The organism is Selenomonas sp. F0473 (assembly GCF_000315545.1).
Taxonomy (GTDB): Bacteria; Bacillota; Negativicutes; order Selenomonadales; family Selenomonadaceae; genus Centipeda.
Genome location: NZ_JH992902.1, coordinates 646,298 through 661,616 on the forward strand (window position 1 = coordinate 646,298; position 15,319 = coordinate 661,616).

General features: G+C 60.5%; 16 protein-coding genes. 1 reads left to right on the forward strand and 15 read right to left on the reverse strand.

Annotation, left to right across the window (positions count from 1 at the left end; genetic code table 11):
* Positions 1-33: 33 nt before the first annotated feature.
* From HMPREF9161_RS03020 to HMPREF9161_RS03090, 15 genes are all read right to left on the reverse strand, one after another.
* A complete protein-coding gene (locus HMPREF9161_RS03020; RefSeq protein ID WP_009728207.1) occupies positions 34-1,398 on the reverse strand; it encodes a PTS ascorbate transporter subunit IIC in 1,365 nt (454 codons plus the stop codon).
* A gap of 26 nt (positions 1,399-1,424) precedes the next feature.
* Complete coding sequence (locus HMPREF9161_RS03025) at positions 1,425-1,694, reverse strand: PTS sugar transporter subunit IIB (protein ID WP_009728208.1); 270 nt, start codon at positions 1,692-1,694, stop codon at positions 1,425-1,427.
* An 18-nt stretch (positions 1,695-1,712) separates the two neighbouring features.
* On the reverse strand, positions 1,713-2,171 hold the full coding sequence (locus HMPREF9161_RS03030) for a PTS sugar transporter subunit IIA (RefSeq protein WP_009728209.1): 459 nt from the start codon (positions 2,169-2,171) through the stop codon (positions 1,713-1,715).
* 24 nt (positions 2,172-2,195) lie between these two features.
* Complete coding sequence (locus HMPREF9161_RS03035) at positions 2,196-2,912, reverse strand: transaldolase (protein ID WP_009728210.1); 717 nt, start codon at positions 2,910-2,912, stop codon at positions 2,196-2,198.
* Positions 2,913-3,123: 211 nt separating this feature from the next.
* On the reverse strand, positions 3,124-4,578 hold the full coding sequence (locus HMPREF9161_RS03040; RefSeq protein ID WP_009728211.1) for an NADH-quinone oxidoreductase subunit N: 1,455 nt from the start codon (positions 4,576-4,578) through the stop codon (positions 3,124-3,126).
* Positions 4,578-6,110, reverse strand: coding sequence for a NuoM family protein (locus HMPREF9161_RS03045; RefSeq protein ID WP_009728212.1), 1,533 nt, complete (start codon positions 6,108-6,110; stop codon positions 4,578-4,580). The genes HMPREF9161_RS03040 and HMPREF9161_RS03045 overlap by 1 nt, the downstream gene beginning before the upstream one ends.
* Positions 6,107-8,011 (reverse strand): NADH-quinone oxidoreductase subunit L, encoded by a 1,905-nt coding sequence (nuoL, locus tag HMPREF9161_RS03050; RefSeq protein WP_009728213.1) that lies wholly within the window; start codon positions 8,009-8,011, stop codon positions 6,107-6,109. The genes HMPREF9161_RS03045 and nuoL overlap by 4 nt, the downstream gene beginning before the upstream one ends.
* A 13-nt stretch (positions 8,012-8,024) precedes the next feature.
* Positions 8,025-8,330 carry an NADH-quinone oxidoreductase subunit NuoK gene (gene nuoK / locus HMPREF9161_RS03055; RefSeq protein WP_009728214.1) on the reverse strand — a complete coding sequence of 102 codons (306 nt, stop codon included), beginning with the start codon at positions 8,328-8,330 and terminating at the stop codon, positions 8,025-8,027.
* A complete protein-coding gene (locus tag HMPREF9161_RS03060; protein ID WP_009728215.1) occupies positions 8,327-8,821 on the reverse strand; it encodes an NADH-quinone oxidoreductase subunit J in 495 nt (164 codons plus the stop codon). Before HMPREF9161_RS03060 ends, nuoK begins: the two co-directional genes overlap by 4 nt.
* Positions 8,818-9,486, reverse strand: a complete 669-nt coding sequence (locus HMPREF9161_RS03065; RefSeq protein ID WP_009728216.1) for a 4Fe-4S dicluster domain-containing protein — start codon at positions 9,484-9,486, stop codon at positions 8,818-8,820. Before HMPREF9161_RS03065 ends, HMPREF9161_RS03060 begins: the two co-directional genes overlap by 4 nt.
* 12 nt (positions 9,487-9,498) lie before the next feature.
* Positions 9,499-10,545 carry an NADH-quinone oxidoreductase subunit NuoH gene (nuoH, locus tag HMPREF9161_RS03070; protein ID WP_037348559.1) on the reverse strand — a complete coding sequence of 349 codons (1,047 nt, stop codon included), beginning with the start codon at positions 10,543-10,545 and terminating at the stop codon, positions 9,499-9,501.
* 12 nt (positions 10,546-10,557) lie between these two features.
* Positions 10,558-11,655: an NADH-quinone oxidoreductase subunit D gene (locus HMPREF9161_RS03075; protein ID WP_009728218.1), complete on the reverse strand. Its 1,098-nt coding sequence runs from the start codon at positions 11,653-11,655 to the stop codon at positions 10,558-10,560.
* A complete protein-coding gene (locus HMPREF9161_RS03080; protein ID WP_009728219.1) occupies positions 11,655-12,143 on the reverse strand; it encodes an NADH-quinone oxidoreductase subunit C in 489 nt (162 codons plus the stop codon). Before HMPREF9161_RS03080 ends, HMPREF9161_RS03075 begins: the two co-directional genes overlap by 1 nt.
* Positions 12,140-12,676 (reverse strand): NADH-quinone oxidoreductase subunit B, encoded by a 537-nt coding sequence (locus HMPREF9161_RS03085; RefSeq protein WP_009438716.1) that lies wholly within the window; start codon positions 12,674-12,676, stop codon positions 12,140-12,142. The genes HMPREF9161_RS03080 and HMPREF9161_RS03085 overlap by 4 nt, the downstream gene beginning before the upstream one ends.
* A complete protein-coding gene (locus tag HMPREF9161_RS03090; protein ID WP_009728220.1) occupies positions 12,667-13,020 on the reverse strand; it encodes an NADH-quinone oxidoreductase subunit A in 354 nt (117 codons plus the stop codon). The genes HMPREF9161_RS03085 and HMPREF9161_RS03090 overlap by 10 nt, the downstream gene beginning before the upstream one ends.
* A gap of 336 nt (positions 13,021-13,356) precedes the next feature.
* Here HMPREF9161_RS03090 and HMPREF9161_RS03095 point away from each other — a divergent pair, with 336 nt between their 5' ends.
* Entirely contained in the window at positions 13,357-15,303 is a 1,947-nt protein-coding gene (locus HMPREF9161_RS03095) for a peptidase U32 family protein (RefSeq protein ID WP_009728221.1), read from the forward strand.
* The last annotated feature ends 16 nt before the right edge of the window (positions 15,304-15,319 follow it).

A 15,319-nucleotide genomic window follows, 5' to 3' on the forward strand; every position in this document is an offset into this window, starting at 1 on the left:
ACCCATAGGGGCGTTTCGATCGTCCGTTAAAAATTATTCTTCTTCCGGATTATTGATGACTCTTGTCTTTGTGCGGACAAAATTCGGCACGATGAGCACGATGAGGAAGACCGCCGCTGCGGCGAAGATGCCCGTCTCGCCGAAGGTATTGGCAAGCGAACCGAGGACGATGCCGAGAACGCCGAAGTCAAAGTCGCCGAACGTGGTGTTCTGGAACCCGAGCGTGCCGAGAACGGGCAGGAGCAGCGCGGGTGCAAACGTAATCAAAAGGCCGTTGACAAAGGCACCGATGACGGCGCCCCTGCGGCCGCCCGTCGCATTGCCGAAGATCCCCGCCGTCGCTCCGCAGAAGAAGTGGGGCACAAGCCCCGGGATGATGAGCACGCCGCCGAGCACGCCGAGCATCAGCATGCCGATGACGCCGCCGACAAAAGAGGCGACGAAGCCGATGACGACCGCCGTCGGCGCGTAAGTGAAGAACACGGCGCAGTCCACTGCGGGTACCGCGTTCGGAATGACGCGCGTTGCGATGCCCTCAAAGGCGGGAATGAGATCGCCGAGGATCATGCGGACGCCCGAGTAGACAATCGTGACGCCGACGGCAAACTTCATGCCCGCCATGATCGCGAAGAGGAACGGCGACATGCCGTCGGAGATCGTACTCACATAGGCGGGACCCGCGGCAGCCGCCGCGAGGAAGTAGAACACCATCATCGTAATACACGTGGAGACCGTCGTATCGCGCAGGAAGCCCCATTTCTCCGGGATCTCTATCTTTTCCGTACTGTCCTCCGGACTGCCGACCTTCGACCCGACCCACGCGGAGATATAGTAGGCGATACTGCCGAAATGCCCCATGGCGATCCCGTCGCCGTCCGTCACCCGATGCGTATACCGCTGTCCGATGGCGGGCGAAATCGCACTCCACGCGCCGAGTAGAAAGCCGCCGCAGAGGATAAGCGTCATCCCCTCGAGCCCCGCCGTCCCGAGCACCGCAGAGAGGAGACATGCCATAAAGAAACTATGATGACCTGTGAGAAACACATATTTGAACTTCGTCAGCCGCGCGATGAGCAAGTTGACGACCAGCCCGACGACGAGGATGGACATGGTCTCCACGCCGAGCACCTGCTGCGCCACAGAAACGATTGCCTCATTATTCGGTACGACGCCCGTGATGTGGAAGCCTTCTTGAATCATCTTGCCGAGCGGATCGAGATTTGAAACGATGAATCCTGCGCCCGCGCTCAGCATCAAATAGCCCAAGATCGGCTTGAGCGTCCCCGTCATAACCTTGTAGAAGGGTTTTCTCAAGGCGAGCAGGCCGACAAGCGACACCATACCGATCAGCAGTGCCGGCTGCTGCAGCACGTCGCGTAAGAACTCCAACACTTCCATATGGAACACCTCCGTTCATTATGCAATCACACCAACGATTTGATTGTCTCCAACACATCCTCTTTGATCTTCTTTTTGTTGACATAGCTGCGCACAACGGCCACTTTTCGTCCCTCGAACTGCTGCGCAAGCTCCTTCACCGTGACGATGAGGTCGGCCGGTTTCCCCTGCGCCGCGTTGAAATCGCAGGATTCCACCTCCGCTTTGATCCCCTCCTCGCCGCACAGTTCCTCAATTTTCATCGCGAGCATGAGACTGCTGCCGATGCCGTTGCCGCATACCGTAATAATTTTCATAAAAACTTCCCTCCTGCATTAGGATGCCGAAAACTCCTTCTTTCGGATATCGTCGAGAATCTCGTCCTTGCTCATCCCTGCCCGTACCCGTGTCAAAAATGCCTCGTCCTCGATCAGCTCCATGAGCTCCGCGATCGCCGAAATATGCGAGTTATGATCCGGGGCGCAGAGAAACACCAAGAGATCCACGGGGTCATATTCTTCATTGCCAAAAGGAACGGGGTGCGCGAGCCGCACGAACGCCATACCGAGCCGCTTCGCTCCGCATTCGGGGCGCGCGTGCGGCATGGCGAGCCCCGGCGCGATGACGATATAGCTGCCGATGCTTTTCACCGTCTCGACCATCGCCTCGCCATAGCGCTCCTCCGCCGCGCCCGACGCGGCGAGCAGCGCGCCGCCAAAACGCACGGCCTCTTCCCAGTCGCGTGCCGGCACGTCCACCGCCACGGTCTGCGCGGTAAACAATTGTTCAATCATCTCATCGCCTGCCTTTGCGCCGCGTTACAAAATGGAGAAACCGAGCCCGGACGCGTCCTTATAGAACCCCCGCACCGTCTCCAGCGAATATGCCTCGAGGTCCTTGCCGTAGTTCCCCGCCTTGTCGAGGATCGAATTGGGGACGGTGATGATCTTGCAGCCGCAGCGCTCCGCCTCGATGATATTATAGAACTCGCGGCAGCTCGCCCACAGGAGTTCCACCTGCGGTTTCGCCGCGCAGATTTTTGCTGCATCGCGCATCAGTGCGACGGCATCCGCGCCCGCATCGGCAATCCGTCCCGCGAACACGGAGACGATCGCCGGCGTGTCCGCATGCAGCGCGTCCACAACCGTCCGCACTTGTTCCAGCGTGAAAATCGCCGTCACGTTCAGCTTACAGCCGCGTGCGGAGAGTTTCTCGATCAGCGGCGCCGTGCTCTCTCCCTTTGTGTTGGTCACGGGAACCTTGACGTAAACGTTTTCCCCGAGCGCCGCGAGCGCCTCCGCTTCCTTCTCCATCGTCGGGAGATCGTCCGCAAAGACCTCGAAAGAAACGGGATCGTCCGGGATATGCCGCAGCACTTCGCGCGCAAAAGCCTTGTAGTCCGTAACGCCCGCCTTCTTCATAAGGGACGGGTTCGTCGTGAACCCGCGTACGATTCCCTTGTGATAGACGGCGAGCATATCCTCCAAAAGCGCCCCGTCGGCAAAAATCTTGACCTGTAAATCCTGCAACTTCATGATATCGCCCCTTTCTTTATGTTACGGTTATTGTACCATAGTTCTATCACAAAAATAAGAATTTTTTACTCGAACGAGAAAATATTTTGCAAATTATTCTCGTAGGCTCCGACACGGTAAAAATATCTCTGCATCGAGAAATAAAAATAAGGCGCGCCGCGCTTGCGTTCAGAAAACGCCTATGCGGCACGCCCTATTTTTGTATGAAGTTTTACCGCATAAAGGTATAGACCGCGATATTGCTGAAGATCGACAGAGGCTCCGCCCATATGCCGACGACGAGGGTGCAGAGGACGGCGAGGACGCCGACGGCGGACGCGGGCAGGGAGAGTGTAAGTTTGCCGGGAATCTCTTTCTCCCCCGCTTCGACGTCGCGGTACATCTCCTTGATGACGAGGAGGTAGTAGTAGACGGACGCCATGGACATGACGAAGCCGACGCCCGCGAGCCAGAGGTAGCCCGCGTCGATAACGGCGGAGAAGATGTAGATCTTCCCGACGAATCCCGCCGTTGGCGGCAGTCCCGCCATCGTGAGCAGGGCGACCATGAGAAGCCCCGCGGGCAGCAGGGACTCCTTTGCGAGCCCGCGCACGGTGTCAAAATCCGCCCCGCCCCGCTTCATTTCGAGATAGGTCACGGTGACGAACGCGGCGACGTTTGCAAAGACGTAGACCATCGCATAGAAGAGCGCAGCCTTGATGCCCGCCGCATTCGTGGCGACCATTGCGCTCATCATATAGCCCGCCTGCGCAATGGACGAATACGCGAGCATCCGCTTGACGTTCGTCTGGCGGAACGCCATGAGGTTGCCGCCGACCATGGAGACCGCCGCAAGGACGGCGATGAGATGCGCCCAATACGCCGCGAGCACGGGGAACGCGACGAAGAGCACGCGCAGGAGGACGGCGATGCCCGCCGCCTTCGAGCACATGGCGAGCAGTCCCGTAACGGGTGCGGGCGCGCCCTCATAGACGTCCGGCGCCCACATGTGGAACGGGATGATCGAGAGCTTGAAGAAGAATCCCGCGAGCATCAGCACGACGCCGATGAGTCCGAGCGGAAAGAGCATCCCATAGCCCTGTGCGATGCCCTGAAAGACCATCGTCCCCGTCATGCCGTAGACAAGGCTCATGCCGTAGAGCAGTACCGCCGTCGAGCCCGCGCCAAAGACGAGGTATTTCATCCCCGCCTCCGCCGAGGTCGGCGTATCCGTCCGCAGGGCGACGAGCGCGTAGAAGGAGACGGTCATGAGCTCCAGCCCGACGAATGCGGTCATGAGATCGTTCGCCGAGGCGAGCGCGCACATGCCGAGGAGCGCCGCGAGCATCAGCAGATAGTATTCGCCGCGGTGCGGGAGCATCTTCTCAGCATAGTCCTCCGAAAAGAGCACCGTGCAGAGCATCCCTGTGATGAATAGTATCTTGAAGAAAATGGAATAGCCGTCCGCGATGTAATGTCCGGCATAGAACGCGATCGCGCCGCCGTCGGGCGGGTAGCTATGCACCGCCCCCGCGAGAATGACGAGCAGTCCGACGGCGGTCACGCCGCCGAGGACGCGGCGCGGCGCGTCTTTTTTGAGGATCAAATCGAGGAGGAGCACCGCCGCCATGAGCGCGGCAATGCTGATCTCAACGGAGACCGCTGCAAAATTCATGTCCGCCATCATCACATCCCCCCTCCGAGTATCGTCGGCGCATCGTTCAGCAGCTCAAAGAGCGGCACGAGAGGCGCAACGCCGCTGTCCACAACGTTCATCAAGAGCCCCGGGAACATGCCGAAGCCGACGAGGAAAATGCCGAGCACAAAGAGCGGCGCGAGGTCGATTTTCTGCGTGTCCGGGATGGCGGTGAACCGCTCCGTGCGCGGTCCGAAGAGGACGCGCGCGAGCATACGCAGGACGTAGAACGCGGTAAAGACGATGCCGCTCACGGAGATGACGGCGATGACGGGGTAGACCTCCATCACGCCGACGAAGATCGTGAACTCGGGGATGAACCCGATCAGTCCCGGCAGTCCGAGCGAGCAGAGCCCCGCGAGCATGAATCCGACCGTGATGTGCGGGCGGTGATGCGCGAGTCCCCAGAGATCGCCGATGCTGCGGAGATCCGTCTTGTCGTAGATGTAGCCGATCTGCGAGAAGAAGAGCGCGAGCATGATGCCGTGCGCGACCATGTACGCGACCGCTCCGCTGACGCTCACGGCGTTCAGCGCCGCAAAGCCGAGCAGGACATAGCCCATATGGGAGACGGACGAATACGCGATCATGTACTTGATGTCGCGCTGCGCGAGCGCGATGTACGACGCGTAGATGACGTTGATCATCGCGAGCACGGCAATGACGGGCGCCCAGAATTTTGCGCCGAGCGGCAGGATAAAGATGCCGATGCGGATGAGCGCGTAGCCGCCGATTTTTTTCAGCACGCCCGCGTTGATCATGGAGATCGCCGTCGGTGCGCCCGCGTAGCCGTCGGGCGACCAAATGTGAAACGGGAACATCGAGAGATGCGAGCCGAAGCCGATGAGCAGCAGGAGGAACGCCGTAACCTGTACCTCCCACGGGATGAGCCCCGCCGTCGCCGCCATCGCGAGCGCCTCGAAGTCGAACGTGCGTATCCCCGTCTCGTACGCGCTCACATAGAGGAGGAGCACGCCGAGCAGCATGAACGCCGAGCCGACGAGGAGGAACACCGTCATCTTCATCGCCGCGTGTTCCTTCGAGACACGCTCCGACGATCCCCAGATGAGCACCATCAGATACGCGGGCACGACGACCATCTCGCAGAGCACGAGGAAGAGGAACATATCGCGCACGAGGAACGCCCCCGTGACGCCCCCGATGACGATGAGGAGGAGGACGAAATACTCCTTGACGCGTTTTTCAACGTGCCACGAGCTAAAGACCGCCGCCAGCCCCACGACGCCCGCGAGGAGCAGCATGGGCAGCGAGATGCCGTCCACGCCGAGCGCGTAGGCGACGCCGAGGTCGGTGATCCACGGAACGTACTCCGTGAACTGCATTCCTCCGTCTGCGATGTCATAGTTCGCATAGACGTGGAGGATGAGCAGCAGCGTGAGTGTCATCGCTGCCGCCGAGAGCCGCCGGATCGTATTGTGCAGCCCGCCCGGCAGGAGCGCGATGATGCACGCCGCCGCGAGCGGCAGCCATAGGATAATCGAAAGAACGGGAACCGCCTTCATCGACCGGCACCTCCTCCCCAATATGCAAGCACCTGCACCGCCCAATAGAGGGCATAGCACAGGAGGATCAGCACACCCGTGTAAAAGACAACGACGTACCTCTGCGCCTGTCCGTTCGCGGACTCCGTGAGGAGGTCGCTCGTCGCGAGCGCATAGCCGCCGAGTCCGTACATCGTGCCGTCGAAGATCTTCTCGTCGACCCAGCGCAGAACGACCGCCGTCCCATAGACAAAGCGCGTGCGGATATGCGCATAGAGTTCGTCAATGTAAAATTTATTGTAGACGACGCGATAGGCGAATCCGAACCGTTTCCGCTCCATCGAGGCGCGGAAGCTGTGCCGCCCGTAAACCTGATACGCCGCGGCAAAGGCGAGGAGCGCGAGCACGGTGCTCGTCCCCGCCACCGTCCAGTCGATCGCCTCGTGATGCGGTACGCCCGCGTGAACCCACAGGGAAAATCCGCTAAAATAGCCCCACAGCCCGCTCCCGATCGTGAGCAGGGCGAGCGCCGCCATCGGCACCCACATCCGTGCGTCCACCTCGTGCGCCTCGTGTTCGCTGCGATTCTCTCCGAGGAACGCGAGGATGAGCAGGCGCGCCATATAGAACGCCGTGAGGAAGGACGTTGCGGTCGCCATGACATAGAGCGGCGTGCTCGCGTGCATGACCGCCGCGAGGATTTCGTCCTTGGAGAAGAATCCCGAGAGCGGCGGGATGCCCGCGATGGCGAGCACGCCGATCACCATTGCCGCGAAGGTCAGCGGCATTTTTTTGTAAAGTCCGCCCATCTTCGTGATGTCCGTCTCGTCGTGCAGCGCGTGCATGACCGCACCCGCGCAGAGAAAGAGCATCGCCTTGAAGAAGGCGTGCGTCATAAGGTGGAACATCGAGGCGGAGAACGCGCCGACGCCGACCGCCATCATCATGTAGCCGAGCTGACTGATGGTCGAATAGGCGAGCACCGCCTTGAACCGCCGCTGCGTCACGGCGATGACCGCGGCGAAGAGCGCCGTGAACGCGCCAAGTCCCGCGATGAAGTCCATCACCACGGGCGACGTGCTGAAGATGAAGAATGCGCGCGCCACGAGGAACACGCCCGCCGCAACCATCGTCGCGGCATGGATGAGCGCCGAGGTCGGCGTGGGACCTTCCATCGCGTCGAGCAGCCACACATGGAGCGGGAACTGCCCCGACTTTCCGATCGCGCCCATGAAGAGCAGGAAGCCGATGAGCGTCAGCATCCCCGTCCCCGCCGCAATCGCATAGGGCGGCACCATCATGCGCAGCTCGACGAAATCCATCGTGCCGAATGTGATCTGCACGAGCAGAATGCCGAGCAGCATTCCGAAGTCGCCGATGCGCGTTGTGATGAACGCCTTTTTCGCCGCCTCGCGCGCCGCCACTTTTTGATAGTAAAAACCGATGAGCAGGTACGAGCAAAGCCCGACGCCCTCCCAGAACACATAGAGCTGGAGGAAGTTGAGCGCGACCACGAGTCCGAGCATCGCCGCCGAGAACAGCGACATGAAGGCGAAGAACCGCCCCATGCCTGCGTCGTGTTCCATATAGCCGGCGGAGTAGATGTAGACGAGGAGGGAAACGAGCGTCACGATAACGAGCATCATCGCCGTCAAGGGATCGATGAGCACGCCCATCTCAAGCGCGACGCCGCCGACCTTTGCCCACAGCGTTTTCATCACATAGGGGTCGGACATCGTGATTTGATAGTCCACGACCGCAAACGCGATACAGACGGAGAACACGAACGCCGCCGCCATCATCGCGATCGCAATCGCCGCGGAGAGATATTTTTTCTCGCGCGTAAAGGGCGCGATGATGAGGAATGCGAGCGCCGGGAAGAGCGGGATGAGATAGGCGTGGGTCAGTACGAATGTAAACATATCCTTCCCTCCCCTAATCTCTCAGCGTGTCCAGTTCGTCGACATTGGTCGTGAACCGGATTTGATACAGACGGAACGCGAGCGCAAGCCCGACGGCGATCTCGGACGCCGCGACCGCGATGGAAAAGAGCGCCATCAGCTGCCCCTCCACATTGTGCGCATAGAAGCGGTCAAATGCCACGAGGTTGATATTCACCGCGTTCAGCATGAGTTCCACGCACATGAGAATGGGGATGAGCCCGCGCCGCGTGAGCAGACCGTAGAGACCGATGCAAAAGAGCAGCGCCGATACAAAGAGCAGTTCGGGCAGTCCGATCATGCCGCATCGCCCCCTCTCGCGAGCAGCAGCGCGCCCACCATCGCCACGAGGAGGAGCACCGCCGCAATTTCAAAGGGCAGGACGTACGCGCCGAGCATCAACGCCCCGATCTCCTGCGCGCCCGTCGCGGCGCCGAGCATCCCGTCCGGCATGGGCGCGAGCACGATGCCGAACCCCATGAGGACGAAGAACGCGCCCGCGAGCAGTGCGGTAACGATGCGCCGAAAGAGTTTCTGCGAGGGGTTCGAGTGCGCCATGGAGTCCCGCCGCGTCAGCATGATCGCCATGACAATCAGCACGGCAACCGCCCCGCTATATACCATGAGCTGCACCGCGCCGAGGAATTCCGCGCCGATGTAAAAGTAAATCGACGCCACGCCGATGAAGGACACGACGAGGAAGAGCGCGCTGTGCACGACGTTCGGCGAAAGCACGACGCCGAGCGCACCGATCACGGTGATCGCCGCCAGCACGTAGAAGATGAAACTCATGGCGTCCCTCCTTCCTGCGCGGGGGTATCGGACTGCGGTGCGGATGGTTTTTCCGCCGACGCAGGCGTACCTGCCGCCGCACTTGCATTCGCCCGTGCCGCAGATTTTTCCTCTGCGGATGCGTCCTGTTCCGCCGTCTTTGCGGCAGCCTCCGCGGCCTTTGCTTCCGCCTCCGCTTTGGCTTTTGCCGCAGCCTTTGCCGCCGCTTCGGCTTCCTTCTTCGCCTTTTCCTCCGCCGCCTCGACCTCGACGCGTGCGAGGAACTCCGCGAGATCGGCGCGATCCGCATCCGTCATTGCGTCGTGGGTCATCGTCTCCTTGCTCCACGTCGAGATCGCGTAGTCCTTATCCCACACGAGCGTCTTGACGGGGCAGACCTCCACGCACAGATTGCAGTAGAGACAGCGCCCGGATTTATGAATATAGTATTGCATGTGACGCTTTTTCTTCGCGTCCTGCACGATCGTCAGATCGAGCGCCTTGTTCGGGCACGCGTTCGCGCACATGGAACAGCCGATGCAGACGCGCCAGTCCATCGCGAGGTTGCCCCCGCGAAAATTCTCCGTCATCGGCAGCTTCTCTTCGGGGTAGCAGAACGTCTCCTTTTTCCCCCAGAGATGCTTCCATGTGACGCTCATTCCGGTCAGCAGACCTTTTCCAAACATGTCGGCACCTCCTTAGACCATCCCAAAGACATACATCGCGACGCCCGTCAAAAAGACGTTGATCATCGAGAGCGGCACAAGTACCTTCCATCCGAAGGTGAGAATCTGATCCACGCGCGTGCGCGGGAACGTCCAGCGGAACCACATGATGAGGAACACCATGACGAGCGCCTTGAGTCCGAACCACACGAAGCCCGGCAGGAAGGAGGGGCCGCTGTAGCCGCCGAGGAAGAACGTCGTCGCGAGAATCGCCGCCGTCAGCAAATTCGCATACTCGGCGAGGAAGAACAGCGCCCAGCGCATCCCCGAATACTCTGTAAACGGGCCCGCGATGATCTCCGACTCGCCCTCCACGAGGTCAAACGGCGTGCGGTTCGTCTCCGCGACCGCCGCGATGAGGAAGATGACAAACGCGAGCGGCTGCACGAAGATGAACCACGCGTTGTGCGCCTGCATCTGCACGATGTCGTCGAGCCTCAGCGATCCCGTCAGCATGACGACGCCGAGCAGCGAAAAGAGCAGCGGCGCTTCGTAGCTGAGCATCTGCCCCACGATGCGCATCCCGCCGATGAACGAATATTTATTGTTGGACGCATAGCCGCCCATGAGGAACGGCAGTACCGCCTGTCCCGACACAGCGAAGAGGAGGAACACCCCGACGTTCACGTCGACGAGCACCGCGCCCGCATCGAACGGGAAAAAGGCATAGACAAGCGCCGCAGGTACGAAGAGCAGCGCGGGCGAGAGCGCCCACACGACCTTGTCCGCACCTGCGGGCATGATATCCTCCTTGCTCATGAGTTTGAGCATGTCCGCGATCGGCTGGAGGAGACCAAAGCGACCGCCGACCCTGTTGGGGCCGAGACGCACCTGAATGAACGCGCAGATTTTACGCTCGGCATAGGTAAAGACAATCGCCGCCATCGAGATGATGCCGAGGAGCGCCGCAACGCCGACGACCGTCATGACGAAATCCACGACGAACGGCACGGGCACGACCGTATAGATGAGCGATCGCATCCACGCTGCCAAAGCGGCAAGCAGAGAAAGTTCCATCATTCCCCTCCTTTCTCAGCAGTCCACTTCGCCCATGATGGGGTCGATGGACGAATACGCGGCGACCGAGTCGCCGATGAGCATCCCGCGGCACATCGCGTCGAGCCCCTGCATATTGACGAACGAGGGGCGGCGGATGTGGATGCGGTAGGGCTTCGGCATGCCGTCGCTGACGATGTAGAAACCGAGCTCCCCGCGCGTCCCCTCCGTGCGGCTAAAGACCTCGCCCTTGGGCGGTTTCACGACTTTCGGCACCTTGCCCATGAAGTCGCCCGCGGGGAGTCCCTCAATCGCCTGTCGAATGATGCGCGCACTCTGCGCGATCTCCCCGAGCTTCACTTGGTAGCGATCCCAATTGTCGCCGTGGACGCCGACGGGAACGTCAAACTCGAACTCGTCGTAGACGCTGTAGCCGTCGACCTTGCGCAGGTCGAACGGCAGCCCCGTCGCGCGCAGGTTCGGCCCCGTCATGTTGTAACGCAGGGCTTCCTCCGTCGTCATCGGGGACGTGCCCACGATGCGGCGGACAAAGATTTCGTTGCCCGTGAGGAGTTTATTGTACTCGTCGAGGAACATCGGCACTTCGTCGAGGAACGCGCGAATCATCGTCTCCGCCTCAGGAGTTAAATCTTCCTTCACACCGCCGATGCGGATGTAATGAAACGTCTGACGCGCGCCGCAGACGAGGTTAAAGATGTCGAGAATCTTCTCGCGGTCGCGGAAACAGTAGAGCATCCCCGTCGACGCGCCGAGATCGTTCGCGAGCGTCCCGATGAAGATGAGATGACTGTTGATGCGGTTCAGCTCCGCCATAATGACGCGGATGTACTCCGCGCGCCGCGTCGTCTCGATGCCCGCCAGCTCTTCAACTGCGAGCGCATAGCCGAAATTATTGTTCATCGAGGACACATAGTCGAGCCGATCCGTATAGGGCAGCCCTTGGATGTACGTCCTGTTCTCAAGCAGTTTTTCAATCCCGCGGTGGAGATAGCCCATGACGGGCGTCGCCTTTAGGATGCTCTCGCCGTCTAGCTCGAGCTGCACCTGCAGGACGCCGTGCGTCGAGGGATGCTGCGGGCCCATGTTGAGCGTATAGGTCTCCGTTCTCGGCATCACGGCGCCTCCTTTCGAATGCGCGGAATCTCGGGCGGCGGAGGGGCCTTGAAATCCTTGCGCAGCGGATGTCCCGCGAAATTCTCGGGCAGGAACACGCGCCGCAGGTCGGGATGCCCCGTGAAGGCAATGCCCATGAGATCATAGACCTCGCGCTCTTCGAACTCCGCGCCCGGGAACACCGCCGTCGCGGACGGCACGCGCGGCGCATCGTGCGGGAGCGTGACCTTCACCGTCAGCCAATGCCCCGATGCGGGCGCAAAGAGATGATAGACCGTCTCGAAGCGATCCTTCCAATCGACCGCCGTCAGATTTTCAAGGCGCGTAAAAGCGAGCGCCGCATTGCCACGCAAATAGGTCAAAAACGATATGAGTTCATCCGCGCCGATATAGACGGCGGGACGCGCCGCTTCCGCGTCGTACTCCGCCGCCGGAAATTTCTCCTTGATTGCCGCAAGCGTTTCGACGGGTGCATATTCTTTTCTCATGCCGTCACCGCCGCTTTCTCCTTCGCCGCCCATGCTGCGCGCTCTGCCGCGACGCGCTCAGGGTGCAGGATCTTTTCCCGCAGCTTCAGCATTCCGTCCATCAGCGCCTCGGGACGCGGCGGGCAACCCGGGATGTAAACGTCCACGGGCAGGATGTCGTCGATGCCCGGGACGACGGAATACGAGTCGGCGAAGGGGCCGCCCGCAATCGTGCAGGCGCCCATCGCGATGACGTACTTCGGCTCGGGCATCTGCTCATAGAGACGTACGATCGGCTCTGCCATCTTCCACGTCAGCGTTCCCGCCACGATGAGGAGATCCGCCTGCCGCGGGCAGGGACGGAACACCTCGTAGCCGAACCGCGCGAGGTCGAACCGCGCCGTTGCCGTGCTCATCATCTCGATCGCACAGCAGGCAAGCCCCGAGGACAGCGGCCAGATGGAGCTCGCGTGCGCCCAGCGAAAGAGTTGATCAATTTTCACCACGAATACGTTGTGCCGCAGACTTTCCGGCACGCGCTCCGCTATTTCCATGTGAGATCCCCCTTTCGCCATGCGTAGCCGAGTCCGAGCGCGAGAATGCCGACGAACACGAACATCTCCGCGAGCGCAAACGCCCCGAGCATCCGGAACTCGACCGCCCACGGATAAAGGAATACCGTCTCGATATCAAACACGATGAACAGCAGCGCATAGAGGAAATATCCCGCGCGGAACTGCACATACGGCGACCCCACCGGATCGACGCCGCATTCATAGGGAATGTACTTCTGCGGCGACGGACGGCGCGGCTGCAAGAGGAACGCCGGCCCCAGCGCCATCACCGGAAATGCCAGCGCCGCCAAGAGGAACACACCGAGACTCCCATACTCTCCCATACACAGATCCTCCTTATATTAAGATATAGAATAAATACATAGGAAAAACAAATAATCACAAACAATAAACAACGGATAAAAAATTATGCTGAAACCGTTCATTCTAAATCAAATTTATAACACGCGGCAACAGCAATAAAATCTATGCATAATATACCTGAAAAGAATTTCTTTGACAAGGAAAAAGGCAAAAAAACTTCCTTGTTATGTTCACTCTTATTTTCTCTCCCCTTCCGTTTGAAAGAAACGGCGTTTCCTGTTATAATCATAGTCGACTTAGGAGACCGTGCGCGTAGCGAGGACGCGCCGTTCCGCCCAGAAGGAGTTTTTTGCACGATGCTGCTACACCGTAAATCCGTCGAGCTGCTTGCGCCCGCCGGCACATGGGATGCCATGACCGCGGGGATCGAAGCGGGGGCGGATGCCGTCTACCTCGGCGGCAAACATTTCAATATGCGGCTGCACGAGGGAGATTTCAACTTTGACGACGCGCGTCTGAAGGCGGCGGTGGAGTATGCGCACGTGCGCAACGTCGAGCTCTACGTCACGCTCAACAACCTCATCAGCAACGAGGAACTGCCCGCCCTGCGCGACTATCTCGCCTATCTCGACGAGATCCGCCCCGACGCAATCCTCGTGCAGGATTTTGCGGTGCTAGAGCTCGTCCGCGAAATGGGCGTCACCGTCCCCCTGCACACGTCCGTCATGATGAATACGCACAACGAGCACGCGATTGAAAAACTCAAAGAATACGGCATCACCCGTATCGTCGTCGGCCGCGAGATGACGCTATCCGAGCTCGCGCTCTTCCGCGAACGGACGGGCATCGAGGTCGAGTATTTCATGCACGGCGACATGTGCATCTCAGAGAGTGGACAATGCATCCACTCGGGCGTCCTCTTCGGGCAGAGCGGCAACCGCGGGCGCTGCATGAAGATCTGTCGCTGGCCGTTCGCGCTCATCGACGAAGAGACGGGCGCCGTCCTCGACGAGAACAGCCCGGGGCCCTACAAACTCGCCCTCAAGGATATGTGCATGTATCGCTCCATCCCCGCGCTCATACAGGCGGGCGTCTATTCGTTCAAAATCGAGGGGCGGATGCGCTCGCCTGAGTTCATCGCGCGCCTCGTCTCGACCTATCGCCGCGCCATCGACGCGTACATTGCCGATCCGAACGGCTACGCGACCGACGAGGAGGGCTGGCGCACGCTCTACGATAACCGCGTGCGCGACTACACGACGACGTTCGCATTCGGTCAGCCGACGGCCGTTGATATCGGCATGACGGGCGAACGCGAGCCGCGTTTTTTCAGCAAGGCGGTCGAAGAGGCGGGGTTCGACGACGAGGTGCTCCGCGCAGAGCGCCCCATCGCCGTGCAGCATCCGCCGGAGCGCCGTCTCAGCGTCCGCGTCGGCACGCCCGCGGCGGCGCGCGCGGCGATCGACGCGGGCGCCGATACCGTCTACGTCGGCGGCGAGGCCCTGCGCCCCAACCGACCGTGGAAACTCGTCAACTACGCGGCAATCGCGGACTACGCCGCAGGCGCCGCGCGCATCGTTGTGCATACGTCGCGCACCACCATGCGGCGCGAATGCGGCGAGCTCGAACAGTTCTTCGCCGCGCTCGGCGATATCCCCGTCGACGGCATCATGGTCGGCAATCTCGGCACGCTGAAACTCGCAAAGGCGCGTACCGATCTCCCCATCCAAGCGGATCACTCGTTCAACATCTTCAACCATCTCGCCGTGACATTCCTCAAGGAAAACGGCCTCGTGATGGCGGCGTCCTCCTACGAGCTCTCCTTTTCCCAGCTGCGCGAGATCGTCGAGAACGCCGTGCTCCCCATCGAGGCCGTCGTCCACGGCGCGGTCGAGTCCATGATCTGCGACCACAATTTCCCCGCGATGTCGCTGCCGAACTACAGCGAGCTCTCCGCCCCCGAACTGATGGACGTTCACTACGCGCTGCGCAACGAAACGGGCGGCGTGCATTCCATCCGCATCGACCAATACGGACGCAATCACATTTACTTCGCCAAGGACCTCTGCCTCTATCCCTACCTCGAGAAATTCGCGGGGCTCGGCTCCTACCGCATCGAAGCGCAGGATTATGGCCCCGCGGCGACGGGCGAAATCGTCCGCATCTACCGCGCCGCGCTCGACCGCCTCGCCGCAGGCGCAAACGGATATGAGGAAGCAGACTTTCATCGGCTCAAAGAGCTTTCCCCGCGTCCGCTCGGCATCGGCACCTATCGCTTCCGTCAAAGCCGGAACTCCATTTGAACTAGAAAAGGAACGA

Coding starts and splice junctions, on each gene's coding strand:
- HMPREF9161_RS03090 (WP_009728220.1), bottom strand. CDS start 13,020: ATGGGAGAGTATGGGAGTCTCGGTGTGTTCCTCTTGGCGGCGCTGGCA.
- HMPREF9161_RS03035 (WP_009728210.1), bottom strand. CDS start 2,912: ATGAAGTTGCAGGATTTACAGGTCAAGATTTTTGCCGACGGGGCGCTT.
- HMPREF9161_RS03075 (WP_009728218.1), bottom strand. CDS start 11,655: ATGCCGAGAACGGAGACCTATACGCTCAACATGGGCCCGCAGCATCCC.
- HMPREF9161_RS03065 (WP_009728216.1), bottom strand. CDS start 9,486: ATGTTTGGAAAAGGTCTGCTGACCGGAATGAGCGTCACATGGAAGCAT.
- HMPREF9161_RS03060 (WP_009728215.1), bottom strand. CDS start 8,821: ATGAGTTTCATCTTCTACGTGCTGGCGGCGATCACCGTGATCGGTGCG.
- HMPREF9161_RS03045 (WP_009728212.1), bottom strand. CDS start 6,110: ATGAAGGCGGTTCCCGTTCTTTCGATTATCCTATGGCTGCCGCTCGCG.
- HMPREF9161_RS03025 (WP_009728208.1), bottom strand. CDS start 1,694: ATGAAAATTATTACGGTATGCGGCAACGGCATCGGCAGCAGTCTCATG.
- nuoK (WP_009728214.1), bottom strand. CDS start 8,330: ATGATCGGACTGCCCGAACTGCTCTTTGTATCGGCGCTGCTCTTTTGC.
- HMPREF9161_RS03095 (WP_009728221.1), top strand. CDS start 13,357: ATGCTGCTACACCGTAAATCCGTCGAGCTGCTTGCGCCCGCCGGCACA.
- HMPREF9161_RS03040 (WP_009728211.1), bottom strand. CDS start 4,578: ATGATGGCGGACATGAATTTTGCAGCGGTCTCCGTTGAGATCAGCATT.
- HMPREF9161_RS03080 (WP_009728219.1), bottom strand. CDS start 12,143: ATGAGAAAAGAATATGCACCCGTCGAAACGCTTGCGGCAATCAAGGAG.
- HMPREF9161_RS03020 (WP_009728207.1), bottom strand. CDS start 1,398: ATGGAAGTGTTGGAGTTCTTACGCGACGTGCTGCAGCAGCCGGCACTG.
- HMPREF9161_RS03030 (WP_009728209.1), bottom strand. CDS start 2,171: ATGATTGAACAATTGTTTACCGCGCAGACCGTGGCGGTGGACGTGCCG.
- nuoL (WP_009728213.1), bottom strand. CDS start 8,011: ATGTTTACATTCGTACTGACCCACGCCTATCTCATCCCGCTCTTCCCG.
- HMPREF9161_RS03085 (WP_009438716.1), bottom strand. CDS start 12,676: ATGGAAATAGCGGAGCGCGTGCCGGAAAGTCTGCGGCACAACGTATTC.
- nuoH (WP_037348559.1), bottom strand. CDS start 10,545: ATGATGGAACTTTCTCTGCTTGCCGCTTTGGCAGCGTGGATGCGATCG.